The sequence below is a fragment of the Enterobacter sp. HNDS-6 genome, from assembly GCF_039850505.1.
GTDB classification, from domain to species: Bacteria; Pseudomonadota; Gammaproteobacteria; order Enterobacterales; family Enterobacteriaceae; genus Enterobacter; species Enterobacter kobei.
This window is the reverse complement of the sequence record NZ_CP156673.1, coordinates 4,420,413-4,435,972: the sequence shown is the minus strand read 5'-3', so window position 1 is coordinate 4,435,972 and position 15,560 is coordinate 4,420,413. Positions and strand designations below refer to the sequence as shown.

14 protein-coding genes and 1 pseudogene are annotated in these 15,560 nt (G+C 56.4%); 13 read left to right on the top strand and 2 right to left on the bottom strand.

Going from position 1 to position 15,560, the window contains the following annotated elements; translation table 11 throughout:
• Window positions 1-390: 390 nt before the first annotated feature.
• The 11 genes and pseudogenes from ABFI50_RS20730 to ABFI50_RS20680 all read left to right on the top strand — a co-directional run bounded on the left by ABFI50_RS20730 (window position 391) and on the right by ABFI50_RS20680 (window position 10,672).
• Window positions 391-930 carry an AAA family ATPase gene (locus ABFI50_RS20730; RefSeq protein WP_045282143.1) on the top strand — a complete coding sequence of 180 codons (540 nt, stop codon included), beginning with the start codon at window positions 391-393 and terminating at the stop codon, window positions 928-930.
• 110 nt (window positions 931-1,040) lie between these two features.
• Window positions 1,041-2,042, top strand: a complete 1,002-nt coding sequence (locus ABFI50_RS20725) for an LLM class flavin-dependent oxidoreductase (RefSeq protein WP_241820540.1) — start codon at window positions 1,041-1,043, stop codon at window positions 2,040-2,042.
• Window positions 2,039-3,160 (top strand): amidohydrolase, encoded by a 1,122-nt coding sequence (locus ABFI50_RS20720; RefSeq protein WP_248216581.1) that lies wholly within the window; start codon window positions 2,039-2,041, stop codon window positions 3,158-3,160. The genes ABFI50_RS20725 and ABFI50_RS20720 overlap by 4 nt, the downstream gene beginning before the upstream one ends.
• Window positions 3,161-3,177: 17 nt before the next feature.
• Window positions 3,178-5,441, top strand: a pseudogene (locus ABFI50_RS20715) (NtaA/DmoA family FMN-dependent monooxygenase).
• Between the two features lie 9 nt (window positions 5,442-5,450).
• Window positions 5,451-5,960 (top strand): GNAT family N-acetyltransferase, encoded by a 510-nt coding sequence (locus ABFI50_RS20710; RefSeq protein ID WP_014883937.1) that lies wholly within the window; start codon window positions 5,451-5,453, stop codon window positions 5,958-5,960.
• 9 nt (window positions 5,961-5,969) lie between these two features.
• Entirely contained in the window at window positions 5,970-6,896 is a 927-nt protein-coding gene (locus tag ABFI50_RS20705) for an amino acid ABC transporter permease (RefSeq protein ID WP_014883936.1), read from the top strand.
• Complete coding sequence (locus tag ABFI50_RS20700; RefSeq protein ID WP_032636419.1) at window positions 6,880-7,653, top strand: amino acid ABC transporter ATP-binding protein; 774 nt, start codon at window positions 6,880-6,882, stop codon at window positions 7,651-7,653. Before ABFI50_RS20705 ends, ABFI50_RS20700 begins: the two co-directional genes overlap by 17 nt.
• Before the next feature lie 9 nt (window positions 7,654-7,662).
• The gene (locus tag ABFI50_RS20695; RefSeq protein WP_014883934.1) at window positions 7,663-8,550 is read left to right on the top strand and encodes a transporter substrate-binding domain-containing protein; all 888 of its coding nucleotides are present in this window, start codon (window positions 7,663-7,665) and stop codon (window positions 8,548-8,550) included.
• Between the two features lie 41 nt (window positions 8,551-8,591).
• The gene (locus tag ABFI50_RS20690) at window positions 8,592-9,209 is read left to right on the top strand and encodes a glutathione S-transferase family protein (protein WP_045268194.1); all 618 of its coding nucleotides are present in this window, start codon (window positions 8,592-8,594) and stop codon (window positions 9,207-9,209) included.
• Between the two features lie 37 nt (window positions 9,210-9,246).
• Window positions 9,247-9,477, top strand: a complete 231-nt coding sequence (gene pptA / locus ABFI50_RS20685; RefSeq protein WP_014883932.1) for a tautomerase PptA — start codon at window positions 9,247-9,249, stop codon at window positions 9,475-9,477.
• A gap of 193 nt (window positions 9,478-9,670) precedes the next feature.
• A complete protein-coding gene (locus ABFI50_RS20680; protein WP_196347638.1) occupies window positions 9,671-10,672 on the top strand; it encodes a Kdo(2)-lipid IV(A) acyltransferase in 1,002 nt (333 codons plus the stop codon).
• A gap of 82 nt (window positions 10,673-10,754) precedes the next feature.
• On the opposite strand, the gene ABFI50_RS20675 is transcribed toward ABFI50_RS20680, so the two are convergent.
• Window positions 10,755-12,251, bottom strand: coding sequence for a PLP-dependent aminotransferase family protein (locus ABFI50_RS20675; protein ID WP_121527910.1), 1,497 nt, complete (start codon window positions 12,249-12,251; stop codon window positions 10,755-10,757).
• Between the two features lie 164 nt (window positions 12,252-12,415).
• On the opposite strand from ABFI50_RS20675, the gene ABFI50_RS20670 reads away from it, so the two are divergent.
• Window positions 12,416-12,871, top strand: a complete 456-nt coding sequence (locus tag ABFI50_RS20670; protein ID WP_045268230.1) for a GNAT family N-acetyltransferase — start codon at window positions 12,416-12,418, stop codon at window positions 12,869-12,871.
• A 63-nt stretch (window positions 12,872-12,934) separates the two neighbouring features.
• Here the strand turns inward: ABFI50_RS20670 and ABFI50_RS20665 are convergent, their stop codons facing one another.
• Window positions 12,935-13,234: a helix-turn-helix domain-containing protein gene (locus ABFI50_RS20665; RefSeq protein ID WP_023330483.1), complete on the bottom strand. Its 300-nt coding sequence runs from the start codon at window positions 13,232-13,234 to the stop codon at window positions 12,935-12,937.
• A 161-nt stretch (window positions 13,235-13,395) separates the two neighbouring features.
• Here ABFI50_RS20665 and fusA point away from each other — a divergent pair, with 161 nt between their 5' ends.
• Window positions 13,396-15,498, top strand: coding sequence for an elongation factor G (gene fusA, locus ABFI50_RS20660; protein ID WP_023330482.1), 2,103 nt, complete (start codon window positions 13,396-13,398; stop codon window positions 15,496-15,498).
• Window positions 15,499-15,560 lie beyond the last annotated feature (62 nt).

Sequence of the window (15,560 nt, the reverse complement as noted above, 5' to 3'; positions counted from 1 at the left end):
ATTATCGTGATAGTCCTGCCTGGCAGAGAGCGATACAAACGATTGCTTCTGCGCAAACACATGTCGCCTTCCCAGTCATTCTGCGTATGGATAAGGCGAAACATGGCGAGGCATCCTACCTGCAATTCATAAGCGACGCAAAATATAACCGTGTCGAAAGTGATGCAGGTCGAAGGAAATCGTGTGGTCAGAGCAGATGAGGATTACAACACGCTGAATCGTGGCGAGTTTTTAGACAGAACTAATAGTGAAGTGCTGCTTTAATCATCAGAAATCCTTAATAATTACGTTGAGGTAGCGCGCAATGAGGCAGCGCGTCACGGGCATTTCATTAACAAAAATAAAACGATATGATCCGAAATGTTTTCTTCAGCATGGCCAGGCGGAACGGTGAAAATCAATATTATCGGTACCAGCGGGAGCGGAAAGAGTACGCTTGCCCGGCGCATCGCGACGGAACTGTCGCTCCCTTATATTGAGATGGACAGGCTCTACTGGCGTTCTGAGTGGAAGGGAACGCCCGATGAGGAGCTACTGGAGACGCTGGAAAATACGCTCGCTGCCACACCCGGCTGGGTGCTTGATGGCAACTACAACCGCACGCGCCCGGTGAAATGGCGTGAGGTTGATCTGGTCGTGTGGGTGGACTGCGGTTTTGTCCGTACGCTCTGGCAGGCGGTGACGCGCGCGTTTAAACGCGCATGGCACCAACAGGAACTGTGGCCTGGCACCGGAAACTGCGAAAGCTTCCGCCGCTCATTTTTCAGCCGGGAATCCATCATCATCTGGACCCTTAAAACCTGGCGCATTAACCGCGAGCGTTACGACGCTGATATGAAAAACCCGCAATACGCCCACATTCAGTTTGTTCGCATCACCCATCGCCAGGAGGCGGATGCGCTGATTGCTTCGCTGAAAACTCATCCCTAGCAGGGCGCTGTATATCTGATTTCCAGAAAACTAAATGTAAATTAATTGTTTCTCAGTGGTGAAATACGCCTTTAATAATGTCGACATGTTAAGTCAAACGAGAACGCAACATGTCATGGCGAATCAGCATTCTGGACAAAAGCCCCATCGCTGAAAACGAAACGGCTGCCGATGCACTGGCGCGTACGTTAGCGCTGGCGCAGCAGGCAGAAAATCTGGGCTATCACCGCTTCTGGATTGCCGAACACCACAATACCCCTCAGCTTGCCAGTCCCTCGCCGGAGCTGCTGATTGCCTGGATCCTCGGGCAAACAACGCGCATCCGGGTCGGTTCCGGGGGCGTCATGCTCCAGCACTACAGCCCTTATAAAGTCGCCGAGAATTTCAACGTGCTGGCCGCGCTGGCGCCCGGCCGCGTGGATCTTGGCGTCGGAAAAGCGCCTGGCGGATTACCGCTCTCGACCCGCGCGCTGCAGCAGGGGCTGGATCAGCAGGAAAAGGGCAGCTTTGCCGAACAGCTGGCCCAGCTCGATCGCTGGATCCGCCCTGAAAACCACTCAGCGGAGGAAGCCGTTCGCGCCACGCCGCTGCCGCCGGTACCTGCACAGGGTTTTCTGCTGGGCGCCAGCACGGAAAGCGCGCTGCTTGCCGCATCACTCGACTGGCACTTTGTCTTTGCCGCGCATCTCAACGGAGACCCGGAACTGTTACGCGAGGTGGTTTCGACCTGGCGTAAGAACAGCGCGCGGGAGGTAATCGTGGCGGTGCAGGCGATCATCGCGCCGACTCAGGTTGAGGCCGAAGCCCTGGCGCAGAAGGTCGAAGTGTGGGGTGTTGAGCTGGCTAACGGCCAGCGCGTGACCGTCGCCAGCGAGGATCAGGCCTATGCCTTTGCGCGTCAGGCCGGGAGTGAGCCGGTGCGCATCGCCCGTCGCGCCCAGTCGCTGCTGGCGGGGACGGCGGAGTCGGTGCTGGAACAGCTGAACGCGCTACACGCGCAGTGGGGGATCGACGAATTTATCATCGACACGCCGGTTGCGGAGGGGGCAACGCGCGTGCAGTCCCTGCGTTTGCTGGCCGAGGCGCGTCTGAACAGGGAGGTTACCGTATGAGCTTTGGTGAACAACTGATTGCCTGGCGTCGCGAGCTGCATCAGAACCCGGAGCTGTCCGGCCAGGAAGTGGAAACGACGGCGCGCCTGCGCCGGTGGCTGTCAGCCGCGGGCATCACGCCGCTGCCTTACGACCTGCCGACCGGTGTGGTGGCGGAGATCGGGACCGGTAACAAACTGATCGCGCTGCGGGCAGACATTGATGCCCTGCCCATTGAGGAGCGCAGCGGCGTGCCGTTTAGCTCGCAGCAGCCCGGCGTGATGCATGCCTGCGGACACGATATCCATACCAGCGTGATCCTCGGTGCAGCGTTAAAACTGAAAGCGCGGGAAGCCTCGCTGAAGGGGCGGGTGCGGATCCTGTTTCAGCCTGCCGAAGAGAACTTTGGCGGAGCGAAGAGCATGGTGCGCGCCGGTGCCCTGCAGGATGTCAGCGCGATTTTTGGGATGCACAACGAGCCAGGCCTGCCGGTCGGTGAATTCGCCACCCGCGGCGGGCCGTTCTATGCCAACGTCGACCGCTTCGCGATCCGCATTACCGGTAAAGGCGCGCACGCCGCGCGCCCGCATGAAGGCAACGACGCTATTCTTCTGGCCAGTCAGCTGGTGACGGCGCTGCAAAGCGTCGCCAGCCGCAATGTGAATACGCTGGATTCGGTAGTGCTGAGCGTGACGCGCATCGCCGGGGGCAACACCTGGAACGTGCTGCCGGAAAGCGTTGAGCTGGAAGGTACGCTACGCACTCACCGCACGGAAGTGCAGCAAAACGTGAAAGCCCGCGTGAGGGAAATTGCGGCCGGTTTTGCCAGTGCCTTTAGCGCGCAGATTGATATCACCTGGTTTGCCGGGCCCACTGCGCTGGTCAATGACCAACGCTGGGCCGATTTCGCCACCTCGGTCGCCCGTGAAGCGGGGTATGAAACCCATCACGCAGAGCTACATATGGGCGGAGAAGATTTCGCAGTCTATCTCCAGTCTGTTCCCGGCGCGTTTGTCAGCATCGGCAGCAACAGTCCGTTTGGTTTACACCACCCGGCATTTAATCCGGATGAAGCCTTAATTGAACCCGCTGCCCGCTATTTTGCCCAGCTTGCGGAACACGCCCTGCAACACGTCTGATTAATCATGAGGTAAATATGTCTGCACATCGTCAACTGCGGCTCGGGACCATTTTGCATGGCGCATCCGGAAATATGTCCGCCTGGCGTCATCCGGCGGCCGTCGCGGATGCCAGTATCAATTTTGATTTCGTTAAAGAGACGGCATTAAAAGCGGAAGAGGGCAAACTCGATTTCTTATTCGTTGCCGACGGTCTTTATATTAACGAAAAATCGATCCCGCATTTTTTAAACCGGTTTGAGCCCTTAACGGTGTTATCCGCGCTGGCAAGTATTACCTCGCGCCTGGGGCTGGTGGGAACCTTATCCACCTCCTACAGCGAGCCCTTTACCACGGCACGGCAGTTCGCCAGCCTCGACCACCTGAGCAACGGACGCGCTGGCTGGAACGTGGTGACTTCGCCGCTGGAAGGTTCAGCAAAGAACTTTTCCCGCGAAAAACACCCGGAACATGCGCTGCGCTATCGCATTGCCGATGAGTATCTCGATGTGGTGAAAGGGCTGTGGGATTCCTGGGAAGAGGATGCCTTTATCCGTAATAAAGAGAGCGGTCAGTTTTTTGACACAGCTAAACTGCACACCCTGAATCATCACGGGGATTTCTTCCAGGTCGCCGGGCCGCTCAATATTGGTCGCACGCCGCAAGGGCGTCCGATTGTCTTTCAGGCCGGTGCGTCGGATGACGGGAAAAAACTGGCGGCGAAGCATGCCGACGCCATTTTTACCCACCATGACACCTTCGAAGAAGCAAAAGCGTTTTATCGAGACGTGAAGCAGCAGTTGGAAACGAACGGTCGGCGCGCGTCAGATTTGCATATTTTCCAGGGCGTCAGCGTCATCGTTGGCAGCGATGCCGAAGACGTGGAAAACCAGTACCAGACTACGGCGGCGCTGGTGTCGATTAACGATGCCCTTAATTACCTCGGACGTTATTTTGAGCATCACGATTTTAGTCAGTACCCGCTCGACGAGCCGTTCCCGGATATCGGCGATCTAGGCAAAAACAGCTTCCGCAGCACCACCGATGAAATTAAGCGTAACGCCCACGAACGCAACTTAACCCTGCGCCAGGTGGCGCTGGAAGCCGCGTCGCCGCGCCCGCGTTTTTCCGGCACGCCGGAAGAGGTTGCAGACGGCCTTCAGGCCTGGTTTGAAGGCTATGCCGCAGACGGCTTCATCATTCAGGGCGGCACGCCGGATACCTTCCCGCGCTTTGTTGACCAGGTAGTGCCCGTTTTGCAGGACCGCGGGCTGTTCCGTACCGACTATCCCGGCACCACGCTGCGCGACAGCTTAGGTCTGGATCAACCGAAAAACACGTTCACACAACAATAAACGAGAACACCGCTATGCAGAAAACATCGCTTATTCTGGCGCTCGCGCTGGCCTTTACCCCTGTCGTCCGGGCAGAGAATGTCACGATTAACGGCACTGGCGTGAGTATTGAGGCCAATAAAACGCCGATCAACACCGTCAAAAACGGTGATGCGGTGGCGCAGCTACCGAAGGATTATCGCTTTGCCGTGCCCGGGAAATTTACCGTGGCGGTGGCGGGGCTGAATCAACCGCCGCTTACGGTTTTCTCCGATGACAACAAAACGCTGTTGGGAAGCGAGGTTGACGTCGCTCGCCTGGTGGCTGACAGCCTCGGGCTGGAGCTGAACGTGGTGCCGACCTCGTGGGAAGACTGGCCGCTGGGCGTGGCGTCCGGGAAATACGATGCCGCCATCAGCAATATTACCGTCACCAAAGCGCGCAAAGAGAAGTTTGATTTTGCCACCTACCGTAAGGACTCCCTCGGTTTCTACGTGAAATCGACCAGCCCGATTACCTCGCTTAAAAAAGCAGAGGACATCGCCGGGCTCAGGATTATTGTGGGTTCCGGTACCAATCAGGAAGCCATTCTGCTGGCATGGAATGCCGAGAACCTCAGAAAAGGGCTGAAACCCTTTACTCCGATCTACACCAAAGACGATGCGGCGCAAACGCTGGCGCTGCAGTCCGGGCGCGCGGATGCCTACTTTGGCCCGAACGTGATAGGCGCGTGGAAAGCGGCGCTCAACGGCAAAACCAAACTCGTCGGCAGCGTGGACGGCGGCTGGCCGAAAGCGGCGCACATCGCGGTCACGCTGAGAAAAGGCAGCGGCCTGGTCGAGCCGGTGCAAACCGCGCTTAATGGCGTAATCAAAAACGGCGATTACGACAAAGTGCTAAACCGCTGGGGAGAAGGGGTTGAGCGCATTGCTCATTCCGAGGTGAACCCGGCAGGTCTGGGAGATTAAGGAGGCGCTATGCGTGAACAATTTCGTGATGTTTCGCCGGAAGATGCCGAACTGCAGCCGATTATCGAGGGGCTGTTCGGTGAATATGCCGCCCGCTACGGCGACTACTTCTCTAAGGACGCGGAAGTGGAGCTCACGGCGTGGTATTTAGCGCCACAGGGGCTGTTTATCGTGCTGGAACGTGACGAGAAGATTATCGCCACCGGTGCGTACAAACCCTTTGATGAACGGACCGCCGAAATTAAACGCATCTGGACGGACAAATCCCTGCGTCAGCAGGGGCTTGCTGCCCGCGTGGTGCAGGAACTGGAGCGCAGGGCGGTGCAGGCGGGTTACAGCCAGATCTACCTGACGACCGGTTTTCGTCAGCCGGAAGCGGTGCGGCTCTATCTCAGCCAGGGATACCAGCCGCAGTTCGATCTCACCCGTGATCCGGAAGAGTACAGCCAGCCGCCGTTTGACGGTCGGCTGCGTTTCACCAAAACGCTGGTACGTGAAGCGTTCAGTAAAACCGCATGAGGAACGACGATGAGCAACGTTGAAACCATTAAGGTGGTCCCGGCGCGTTATCCGCTGCGGACCGTCGGCGCCGTGGTGGCCCTGTTTATCCTGGCCGTTGTGATCCAGTCCGTGGCCTTTAACCCGCGCTGGGAGTGGGCGGTGTTTGCCCGCTGGTTCTTTGACCCGGTGATCCTCGCAGGTGTCGGGCAGACCCTGCTGCTGACCCTGATCGGCACCGCGCTGAGCGTGGTGATTGGCGGCCTGCTGGCGCTGGCGAGACTCTCTTCCTCCTGGCTGTTAAGCAGCCTGGCGTGGGGCTACATCTGGTTGTTCCGCTCGCTGCCGCTCATAGTCGTGCTGATCATCCTCTACAACTTCTCCTATCTCTACGACACGCTCTCGCTCGGCGTACCGTTCACCGGCATCACCTGGGGCAGCTTTGAAACCATCAACGTGCTCGGGCAATTTTCTACCGCGGTGGTGGGGTTAACCCTCGTTCAGAGTGCCTATACCGCCGAGATCATTCGTGGCGGATTCCTCGGGGTCGATCACGGCCAGTATGAGGCCGCCGCCGCGCTCGGCCTGCCCGCATGGCGTCGCACGGTGCGGATCATTCTGCCGCAGGCGCTGCGTACCATATTGCCGTCGGGGTTCAATGAAATTATCAGTCTCGCCAAGGGTACCGCGATGGTGTATGTCCTGGCGATGCCGGAGCTGTTCTATACCATCCAGATGATCTACAACCGCACGCAGGAGGTGATCCCGCTGCTGATGGTCGGTGCCGCGTGGTACCTGGCGATCACCACCGTTCTGTCCGCTATCCAGTATGGTGTTGAGCGCGGGCTCGCCCGCAGCGAACGCCGCTCCGCCGTGAACCAGAACAGCGCCACCCGTCGTAGCCGCGCTGTCACCACCACGCCTGCACAGGAGCCCGTCCATGCAAGCCTCTCCTGAAGGACATATTTCAATTACCGGCGTCAGCAAATATTTTGGCCGCCATAAAGCGCTCGACAACGTCACGCTTGAGATCCCGCCGGGCTCCGTAACGGTGATCCTCGGGCCGTCCGGCTCGGGTAAATCGACGCTGCTACGCACCATTAACCACCTGGAGCGCGTCGACGAAGGCTTCATCCAGATCGACGGGGACTACATTGGCTACCGTCGTCAGGGTGACAGGCTTTACGAACTGAAAGAGAACGAGATCCTCAAGCAGCGCGTCAACGTGGGCTACGTGTTTCAGAACTTCAATCTCTTTCCGCATCTCACGGTGCTGGAAAATCTGATTGAGGCGCCCATCGCGCATAAAAAGCTCAGCAGGAAAGAGGCGGTGGAAAGGGCATATAGCCTGCTGGATGTGGTGGGGCTGAGGGATAAAGCGGACGCCTGGTCCCGCCATCTCTCCGGCGGCCAGCAGCAGCGCATTGCCATTGCCCGTGCGCTGGCGCTGCGTCCGCGCGTAATGCTGTTTGACGAGCCTACCTCGGCGCTGGATCCGGAGCTGGTGGGGGAAGTCCTGGACGTCATCAAAAAGCTGGCCCGCTCTGGCACCACGCTGGTGGTGGTCACGCATGAGATCGGCTTTGCCCGGGAAGTGGCGGATCAGGTGGTATTTATGGTCGACGGGAAAATTGTGGAGCAGGGCAACAGCGACGACGTTTTAAACCGTCCGTCGCACCCGCGAACGCGCCAGTTCCTCTCTAAAGTGCTGTAAGGAGCGCAGATGAAATATGGATGTCTGGTTGGGTTGTTCTTCACGACGGTGAGCCATGCCGGGATTGATGTGCAGGCCAACGAGCAGCCGCTGCCGGTGACGGTGGATCGGCAGGCGGTGGCGAAGATTCCCGCAAACTACAGGTTTGTTGAGCCGGGAACGCTTACGGTTGCCGTTTCCATGCTGAACTCTCCACCGCTGGCGCTGCTGGCCAGCGACAATCGCACGCGCATCGGCAGCGATCCGGATATCGCCCGCCTGCTGGCGGGTAGCCTGGGGCTCAAGCTGAAGCTGATACCGACGGCGTGGGAAGACTGGCCGTTGGGGATCGCCTCCGGGCGCTACGACGTGGCGCTGGTGAACATTGCGGTGACCGAACAGCGTAAAGAGAAGTTTGATTTTGCGACCTACCGCGTTGATTCGCTTGCGTTCTCGGTGAAATCCACCAGCGAGATTCAGTCGATCAAAAGCCCGGAAGATCTGGCCGGGAAAAAGGTGATTGTCGGCTCGGGGACCAATCAGGAGCGCATCCTGCTGGGCTGGAACGAGGAGAATAAAAAGGCGGGACGCGAACCTGCGCTGCCGGTCTATCTCCACGACGATGCCTCGGGCAATCTCTATATTCAGTCTGGCCGGGCGGATGTGTTATTTGGTCCGCAGTCGGTTTCGTCCTGGAAAGCGGCGCTCACCGGAAAAACGCGCGTCGTGGGGTTAGGCCCAAAGAAAGCCTTTGTCGCCACGACCACGAAAAAGGGGAATGGGCTGGTGTACGCCCTGCAGGCCGCGCTGGACGGGGCGATTGCGCGGGGTGAGTACCAGAAGGTGCTGGCGCGCTGGGGTGAACAGGGCGAAGCGGTCACGCAGTCGGAGGTCAACCCGCCTGGGATAACCTACTAATGGTGCTCTACACTTAGGGTTTTCATCCCTGAGGGGGCAACATGATGAAACTTTATGGCGTACCCGGCTGGGGCTCGGCAATCAGTGAAGTGATGCTGACCCTGGCCGATATCCCTTATCAGTTTGTGAACGTGGACGGGTTTGACCAGCCTGGTCCGCAGCGTGAGTTGCTGCAAAAGCTCAATCCGCTGTGTCAGGTGCCCACGCTGGCGCTGGAAAATGGCGCCATCATGACCGAAACGGCGGCAATTGCCCTGATGGTACTCGACCGCTGTCCCGATCTTGCGCCGCCCGTGGGGCAGGTCGAACGCCAGCAGTTTCAGCGTTTGCTTATCTGGTTTGTGGCTAACGTCTATCCCACTTTTACGTTTGCAGATTATCCCGAACGCTGGGCGCCCGACGCACCGGAACAGTTGCAGAAAAACTGCATTGCGTACCGGAAATCCCTCTATTTATGGTTCGAAAGTCAGCTTAAAGCCGCGCCGTTTGCATTGGGGGAACGGCTGACGCTGCTGGATGTGTATATTGCCGTGGCGCGCACCTGGGGGCCTCGTCACGACTGGTTTGCTGCCAATACCCCGAAATTTACGGCGATCGCCGATACCGTCTGTCAGCTGCCAGAACTGCACAAGGTGTTAAAGGCAAATACTATTATCTGATAACGTGAAGCGCTCAACCACAACAGGAAACCTGCATATGCCACACGTAGATATCAAATACTTTCCCCGCGATCTCAACGACGAACAAAAAACCGCGCTGGCGGCCGATATTGCCGAAGTGATTACGCGCCATCTTAACAGTAAAGATCGTTCCATTTCGGTAGCGCTGAATGAAGTTCAGGAAGCAGACTGGAAAGCACAGGTCTGGGATACCGAGATCGCCCCGAAGATGGATGACCTGATTAAGAAACCGGGATATTCAATGTAAGTTTTATGCCGGGTGGCCGCTTCGTCTTACCCGGCTTTGTCTGCCTCTCCAGCCTTCTTTCCGCAAAAAACGATAAAAATAAGTTTAATCTTATCCGGTACACTTTACGTTCCTGACTGACATTTTATAAATCCTTAGGAAAGATCGACAACAGAATCAATTAAGGACAGCAACGTTAAAGGATAATTTTCTCATGACAAAATTACCCCGGTTTTCACCTGCCTTTTTCCATCCTCGATACTGGCTAAGCTGGACAGGCATCGCCGCGCTATGGCTCATTATGCTACTGCCTTATCCGCTGTTATTCAGAATTGGACATCGCCTCGGGCGGCTGGCTATGCGCCTTCTCCCTCGCCGCGTGGCGATTGCCCGCCGCAACCTTGAGCTATGCTTCCCGCAGATGAAAGCAGAGGAGCGTGAAGCCTTGCTGCAGCGTAACTTTGAATCCGTGGGGATGGGGGTAATTGAAACCGGCATGGCGTGGTTCTGGCCCGAGTGGCGGGTGCGTAAATGCTTTACCGTGCGCGGGTATGAGCATATGGAGCAGGCCAGGGCGCAAGGAAAGGGCGTGGTGCTGGTTGGCATGCATTTTCTCACCCTTGAACTGGGCGCGCGGATTTTTGGCATGCTCAACCCGGGGATTGGGGTTTATCGTCCGAACAATAATGCGTTGCTGGACTGGCTTCAGACGCGCGGGCGTCTGCGTTCTAATAAAACCATGCTGGACCGTCATGATTTAAAAGGGATGATCCGCGCCCTGAAGCAGAATGAAATTCTGTGGTACGCCCCGGATCACGACTATGGCAAGACTAACAGCGTGTTTGTACCCTTCTTTGCTGTCCCGGATGCCGCAACCACGGCAGGGAGCTATATGCTGGTAAAAAGCGCTCAGCCCGCCGTGATTCCGTTCGTGCCGCGTCGCAGGGCGGACGGTACCGGTTACGAACTGATTATTCTTGAGGATATCAGCGCGTCGTTACGGGGGGCTGACAAAGAGACGGTTGCAACGCAGATGAACAGGGCTATCGAGCGAGCCGTGCTGATGGCACCGGAGCAGTATATGTGGCTCCACCGACGCTTCAAAACGCGCCCGGAAGGCCAGCCGGACAGGTACGCCCGCCGCAAGAGCGTGGCATCGCGAGCGGATATTCTCTCCGCCGACGAGCTTACTGACCGCTCGGGCGTCCAGCACTAAGGGAGCATCCTGCCCTCACCATGCGGTGAGGGCCTGCGGTACGGCGCATAGTCCGCCTGCCACCAGGGCTGCTGTCGAGTATCTACAGTGGCGAGAGATAACAACATGACCGGAAAATTGCGGCCAGCTTTTTTACCGTGTCTTCTATTTCTCTTTCGGTGTAAGCGGCAAATCCCATTAAAAAACCGGTGGATACCGGGCTGCCTGCATATAAGCCGGTAAGTCCTAATATATCAATATCAGCGCGACGGGCCGCGGTGGCAATGTCCTTCTCGGATAGCCCGTGCCTCAGGTGGCAAGGCATCTGCATGCCACCCGCTGGCGTTGTGTACACAACATAATCAGAAAGATACTCGTCCATCAGGCTGGCCAGTTTGTCGCGACGAGCAACATAAACGTTCCTCATCTTGCGAATATAGGCACCAAAATGGCCACCCTCCAAAAATTTAGCCAGCGTCAGTTGAGTTATTGATGCGGTATGGCCGTCCATTAATGTCCTGGCCATGGTAAAGGGTTCGGTCAGTTCTGAGGGGACGATCATGTACGCAATACGTAGCCCGGGGAACAGCGACTTGGTGAACGTGCCGATATAAATTGTCCGGTTGTAAGCATCCAGCCCCTGAAGGCAGGCCATAGGCTTTCCTTCATAGTGAAACTCACTGTCATAGTCATCCTCAATGATCCAGGCGGCGTGACGGTTTGCCCAGTCAATGACGGCCAGTCGTCGGTCAAGAGAGAGCGTCACCCCGGTTGGATACTGATGAGAAGGCGTAAGGTAGATAGCTCTGGCAGGTTCGGTTAGCGAATTAAGTGCGTCAACGGATATGCCTTTTTCCTCAAGAGGAACCGGGACAGGGTGCAGTCCGGCAGCCTTAAACGCTTTGTGTGCCCCTTGATAGGTGGGATCTTCAATGACAATACTCTCCCCGTTGTCCAGCAGCACGTGTGAACAGAGCGCTAGCGCCTGTTGAGAACTTGTCAGAACGATCACCTGTTCTGCACTCGCACGTGTCCCGCGCTCAAGATTGACATATTCCGCGATGGCCCGCCGTAAGCGCTCCATGCCCTGCGGTGGACTTTGCTCCAGTATTTTGTGCTGATATTCCTTCAGGACCTGCCGCTGAAGACGCTCCCAGGTTGGAATGGGGAACAGGCGGGTTTCGGGGATACCGGGCGCCAGCGGACGTGGCGAAGAAAACTCGCGGATCCCGCCACTTTCATAGATGACCTTTCCACGGGCGCTAAGTTTTGCTTTTCGTGTTTCCGCGGTTGGCGGATGCTGTCGGGAACGTGGTTTTAAAAACCGGGCGCTGGAAGAGACGAAGCTCCCTCTGCCTGTTTGCCGCTCAATAAAACCTTCTGCATGCAGGCTGGAATAGGCTGCTTCAACCGTATCCCGCGAAACATTCAATGAGGTAGCCAGCGCACGTGAAGCAGGAAGCGCCTTACCGTGCGATAAGGTCCCTTCAAGTATCAATGTGCGTATCGCTCTCTGGATCCTTTCATGAAGCGGTAGTGAACCGTTTGCAGGGTCGGAAATCCATGCCTTAACCGTTTCAAGCTGCGCGTGCTTAAACATTATGTTGTCCACTTTTCCCTCTGTGTCCCTTGATTCTAAAGCAATAGTGCATGCAGCAGGATGAAAAATTGGTCTGCCTTTATGATGAGAATTGGCGGGGCAAAACGGGCCATTCAGCGAATACACTCTTCCTGAAACAAATACGGGATAAGCACAGAGGCAATATGAATAATACGAGCGTGACCATTGAGGCAGTTAAAGAACGTGATTTTGAAAGCTGGATGCCACTATGGAGAAAATATCAGGAATTTTACAACGTCGATCTATCCGGGGCAGTGACTGAACGAACCTGGCAACGATTTTTCAGCTCCGTTGAGCCAGTATTCTGCGTAGTGGCACGATGCAATGGAGAGGTGGTGGGGTTTGCGCATTATCTTTTTCACCGTTCGACCTGGGCTGAGAGCGATTATTGCTACCTCGAAGATTTATATGTCAGCGATGCAGCAAGGGGCAAACACACGGGCAAACAGTTAATAGAATATGTGCAGAGAGAAGCAAGAAAACATCACGCCAGCCATCTTTACTGGCATACGCATGAAGCCAATTATCGCGCGCAACGATTGTACGACTGGATTGCGAAAAAAAGCGGGATGATTGAATATCGTATGCACGTAAGATAAATCCCTTCGCTGTCCGTGTGCCCCTTAAAAACTTTAAGGGGCATTAAACCAGACGTACTCTTATCATTTAGCCTGCAAAAGTATCTCCATCAACCCTGGAAAACGGGTATCCAGATCGTCTCTTCGCAAAGAAATCATGTTTTCTCGTCCCTGCGGACGCTGCCAGATGACGCCGCTGTCCCGCAATACGCGCCAGTGGTGGGTCATGGTGGATTTCACCACATCTTCCGGGCGCAGCGCGTTACAGCTGAGTTCGCCGCCGTCAGCAAGTCGGCGGATAATTGACAGCCGGAGCGGGTTGCCGAGGGCAAACAGCACATTTTCCAGCAGTATTTGTTCTGTTTCAGGGTGGTTTGGGATCATCGTTTTCCTGCGTATGGCGTCAGATTGAGCTATATCAACAATAGGTCAACCCGTAAAAAATAGTTCGATAATACTCGTACAATAGGACTATTATAGCAAACGAACGAATACACGACCATCCCGGTCGTCACAGACAAGTCAGAAAGACTTAAGGAAATAGTATGCCCCGACCCATCCCTCTCGAACGTTATCGCAACATCGGTATCTCCGCGCATATCGATGCCGGTAAAACAACCACCACTGAGCGCATCCTGTTTTATACCGGGATGAGCCATAAGCTGGGTGAAGTACACGATGGCGCGGCAACCACTGACTGGATGGCGCAGGAGCAAGAGCGCGGGATCACGATTACCTCCGCGGCGGTCAGCTGCTTCTGGCCAGGCATGGACAGAGGGTTTGAACCGCACCGGATCAACATCATCGACACCCCGGGGCACGTGGATTTCACCATTGAGGTCGAACGTTCCATGCGCGTGCTCGACGGCGCGGTCATGGTGTATGACTCCGTGGGTGGCGTGCAGCCACAGTCGGAAACCGTCTGGCGTCAGGCGAACAAATACAAAGTTCCTCGCATTGCGTTTGTTAACAAAATGGACCGCCCGGGGGCCGATTTCTTCCGCGTGGTGCGGATGATGCAGGAACGCCTGAAGGCCAACCCGGTGCCGATTGTGATTCCGGTTGGCGCGGAAGAGCACTTCACTGGCGTGGTGGATCTCATCAAGATGCGCACCATTTTGTGGGACGATGCCACTCAGGGCATGGTGTTTACCTATGCACCCGTGCCGGACGATCTCGTCAGTACCGCCCAGGAATGGCGGGAAAAAATGGTCTCAGCCGCGGCGGAAGCCAGCGATGAGCTGATGGATAAGTACCTTGAAACGGGAGATCTGACGGAAGCGGACATGATTAAAGGCCTGCGTATCCGCACCATTTCTGGCGAAATCCAGCCGATGCTGTGCGGCAGCGCGTTCAAAAACAAAGGCGTGCAGCGCATGCTTGATGCGGTGATTGAGCTGATGCCGTCCCCGCTGGACGTGCCGGCCATTGATGGCGTGGATGAAAAAGGGCAGCACGCGGAGCGTCATCCGAGCGATGATGAGCCGTTCTCCGCCCTGGCATTCAAGCTGATGAGCGACCCGTATGTCGGGCAACTGACCTTTATCCGCGTTTACTCTGGCGTGCTGCGTAAAGGTGATGCGGTCTATAACCCGGTGAAAGGAAAAAAAGAGCGCATCGGGCGTATTGTGCTGATGCACGCCAACGACCGTCACGAGGTGGATGAACTGCGCGCCGGGGACATCGCGGCCTGCGTTGGGCTGAAAGACGTGACCACAGGTGATACGCTCACCGACCCGAACGCCGTTATCACGCTTGAACGCATGGAGTTCCCGGATCCGGTTATCTCGCTGGCAATCGAGCCGAAAACCAAAGGCGATCAGGAGAAAATGGGGATCGCGCTGCAGCGTCTGGCAGCGGAAGATCCGTCGTTCCGTCTGCATACTGACGAAGAGTCCGGTCAGACCATTATTTCCGGAATGGGTGAGTTACACCTGGAGATTATCGTCGACCGTATGAAGCGTGAGTTTGGCGTCGAGGCGAACATTGGTCGTCCACAGGTGACCTACCGTGAAACCCTGCGTAAGGCGGTGAAGGATATCGAAGGTAAGTTTGTCCGTCAGTCCGGTGGTAAAGGGCAGTACGGCCATGTCGTCCTGAGCCTGGAGCCGACAGAACCTGGCAGTGGCTTTACGTTTGAGGATGCGACAAAGGGCGGCGTGGTGCCACGCGAGTATATCCCGTCCGTTGAGAAAGGGCTGCGGGAGGCGATGAACAGCGGTGTGCTGGCGGGCTATCCGGTTGTCGATGTTAAAGCGACGCTGACGTTTGGCTCGTACCACGATGTCGACTCGTCTGAGATGGCGTTCCGCATGGCGGCAATCCTTGGTTTCAAAGAGGGCGCTCGCAGGGCGGATCCGGTGATTCTTGAGCCGATCATGCACGTGGAGGTGGAAACACCGGAAGAGTACGCCGGTAACATCATGGGCGATCTCTCCTCCCGACGCGGCATGGTGCAGGGCATGGAAGAACAGTACGGCAGCCAGATTATCCGCGCTGACGTGCCGCTGGCCGAGATGTTTGGCTACGCCACGACATTACGCTCGATGTCCCAGGGACGCGCGACGTATACGATGGAGTTCCATCATTTTGCGGAAGCACCGCGGAATGTTGCGGATGAGATTATTTCGAAGCGCGCGAAGAGTTAATGAAGTGCACATGGTAGTCCCTGGGCTACCATGTGCTTTTGCTGTCATCCTTAAAACCATTT

Coding starts and splice junctions, on each gene's coding strand:
- ABFI50_RS20675 (WP_121527910.1), bottom strand. CDS start 12,251: ATGTTTAAGCACGCGCAGCTTGAAACGGTTAAGGCATGGATTTCCGAC.
- ABFI50_RS20705 (WP_014883936.1), top strand. CDS start 5,970: ATGAGCAACGTTGAAACCATTAAGGTGGTCCCGGCGCGTTATCCGCTG.
- ABFI50_RS20725 (WP_241820540.1), top strand. CDS start 1,041: ATGTCATGGCGAATCAGCATTCTGGACAAAAGCCCCATCGCTGAAAAC.
- ABFI50_RS20690 (WP_045268194.1), top strand. CDS start 8,592: ATGATGAAACTTTATGGCGTACCCGGCTGGGGCTCGGCAATCAGTGAA.
- ABFI50_RS20700 (WP_032636419.1), top strand. CDS start 6,880: ATGCAAGCCTCTCCTGAAGGACATATTTCAATTACCGGCGTCAGCAAA.
- ABFI50_RS20665 (WP_023330483.1), bottom strand. CDS start 13,234: ATGATCCCAAACCACCCTGAAACAGAACAAATACTGCTGGAAAATGTG.
- ABFI50_RS20695 (WP_014883934.1), top strand. CDS start 7,663: ATGAAATATGGATGTCTGGTTGGGTTGTTCTTCACGACGGTGAGCCAT.
- pptA (WP_014883932.1), top strand. CDS start 9,247: ATGCCACACGTAGATATCAAATACTTTCCCCGCGATCTCAACGACGAA.
- ABFI50_RS20670 (WP_045268230.1), top strand. CDS start 12,416: ATGAATAATACGAGCGTGACCATTGAGGCAGTTAAAGAACGTGATTTT.
- ABFI50_RS20680 (WP_196347638.1), top strand. CDS start 9,671: ATGACAAAATTACCCCGGTTTTCACCTGCCTTTTTCCATCCTCGATAC.
- fusA (WP_023330482.1), top strand. CDS start 13,396: ATGCCCCGACCCATCCCTCTCGAACGTTATCGCAACATCGGTATCTCC.
- ABFI50_RS20720 (WP_248216581.1), top strand. CDS start 2,039: ATGAGCTTTGGTGAACAACTGATTGCCTGGCGTCGCGAGCTGCATCAG.
- ABFI50_RS20710 (WP_014883937.1), top strand. CDS start 5,451: ATGCGTGAACAATTTCGTGATGTTTCGCCGGAAGATGCCGAACTGCAG.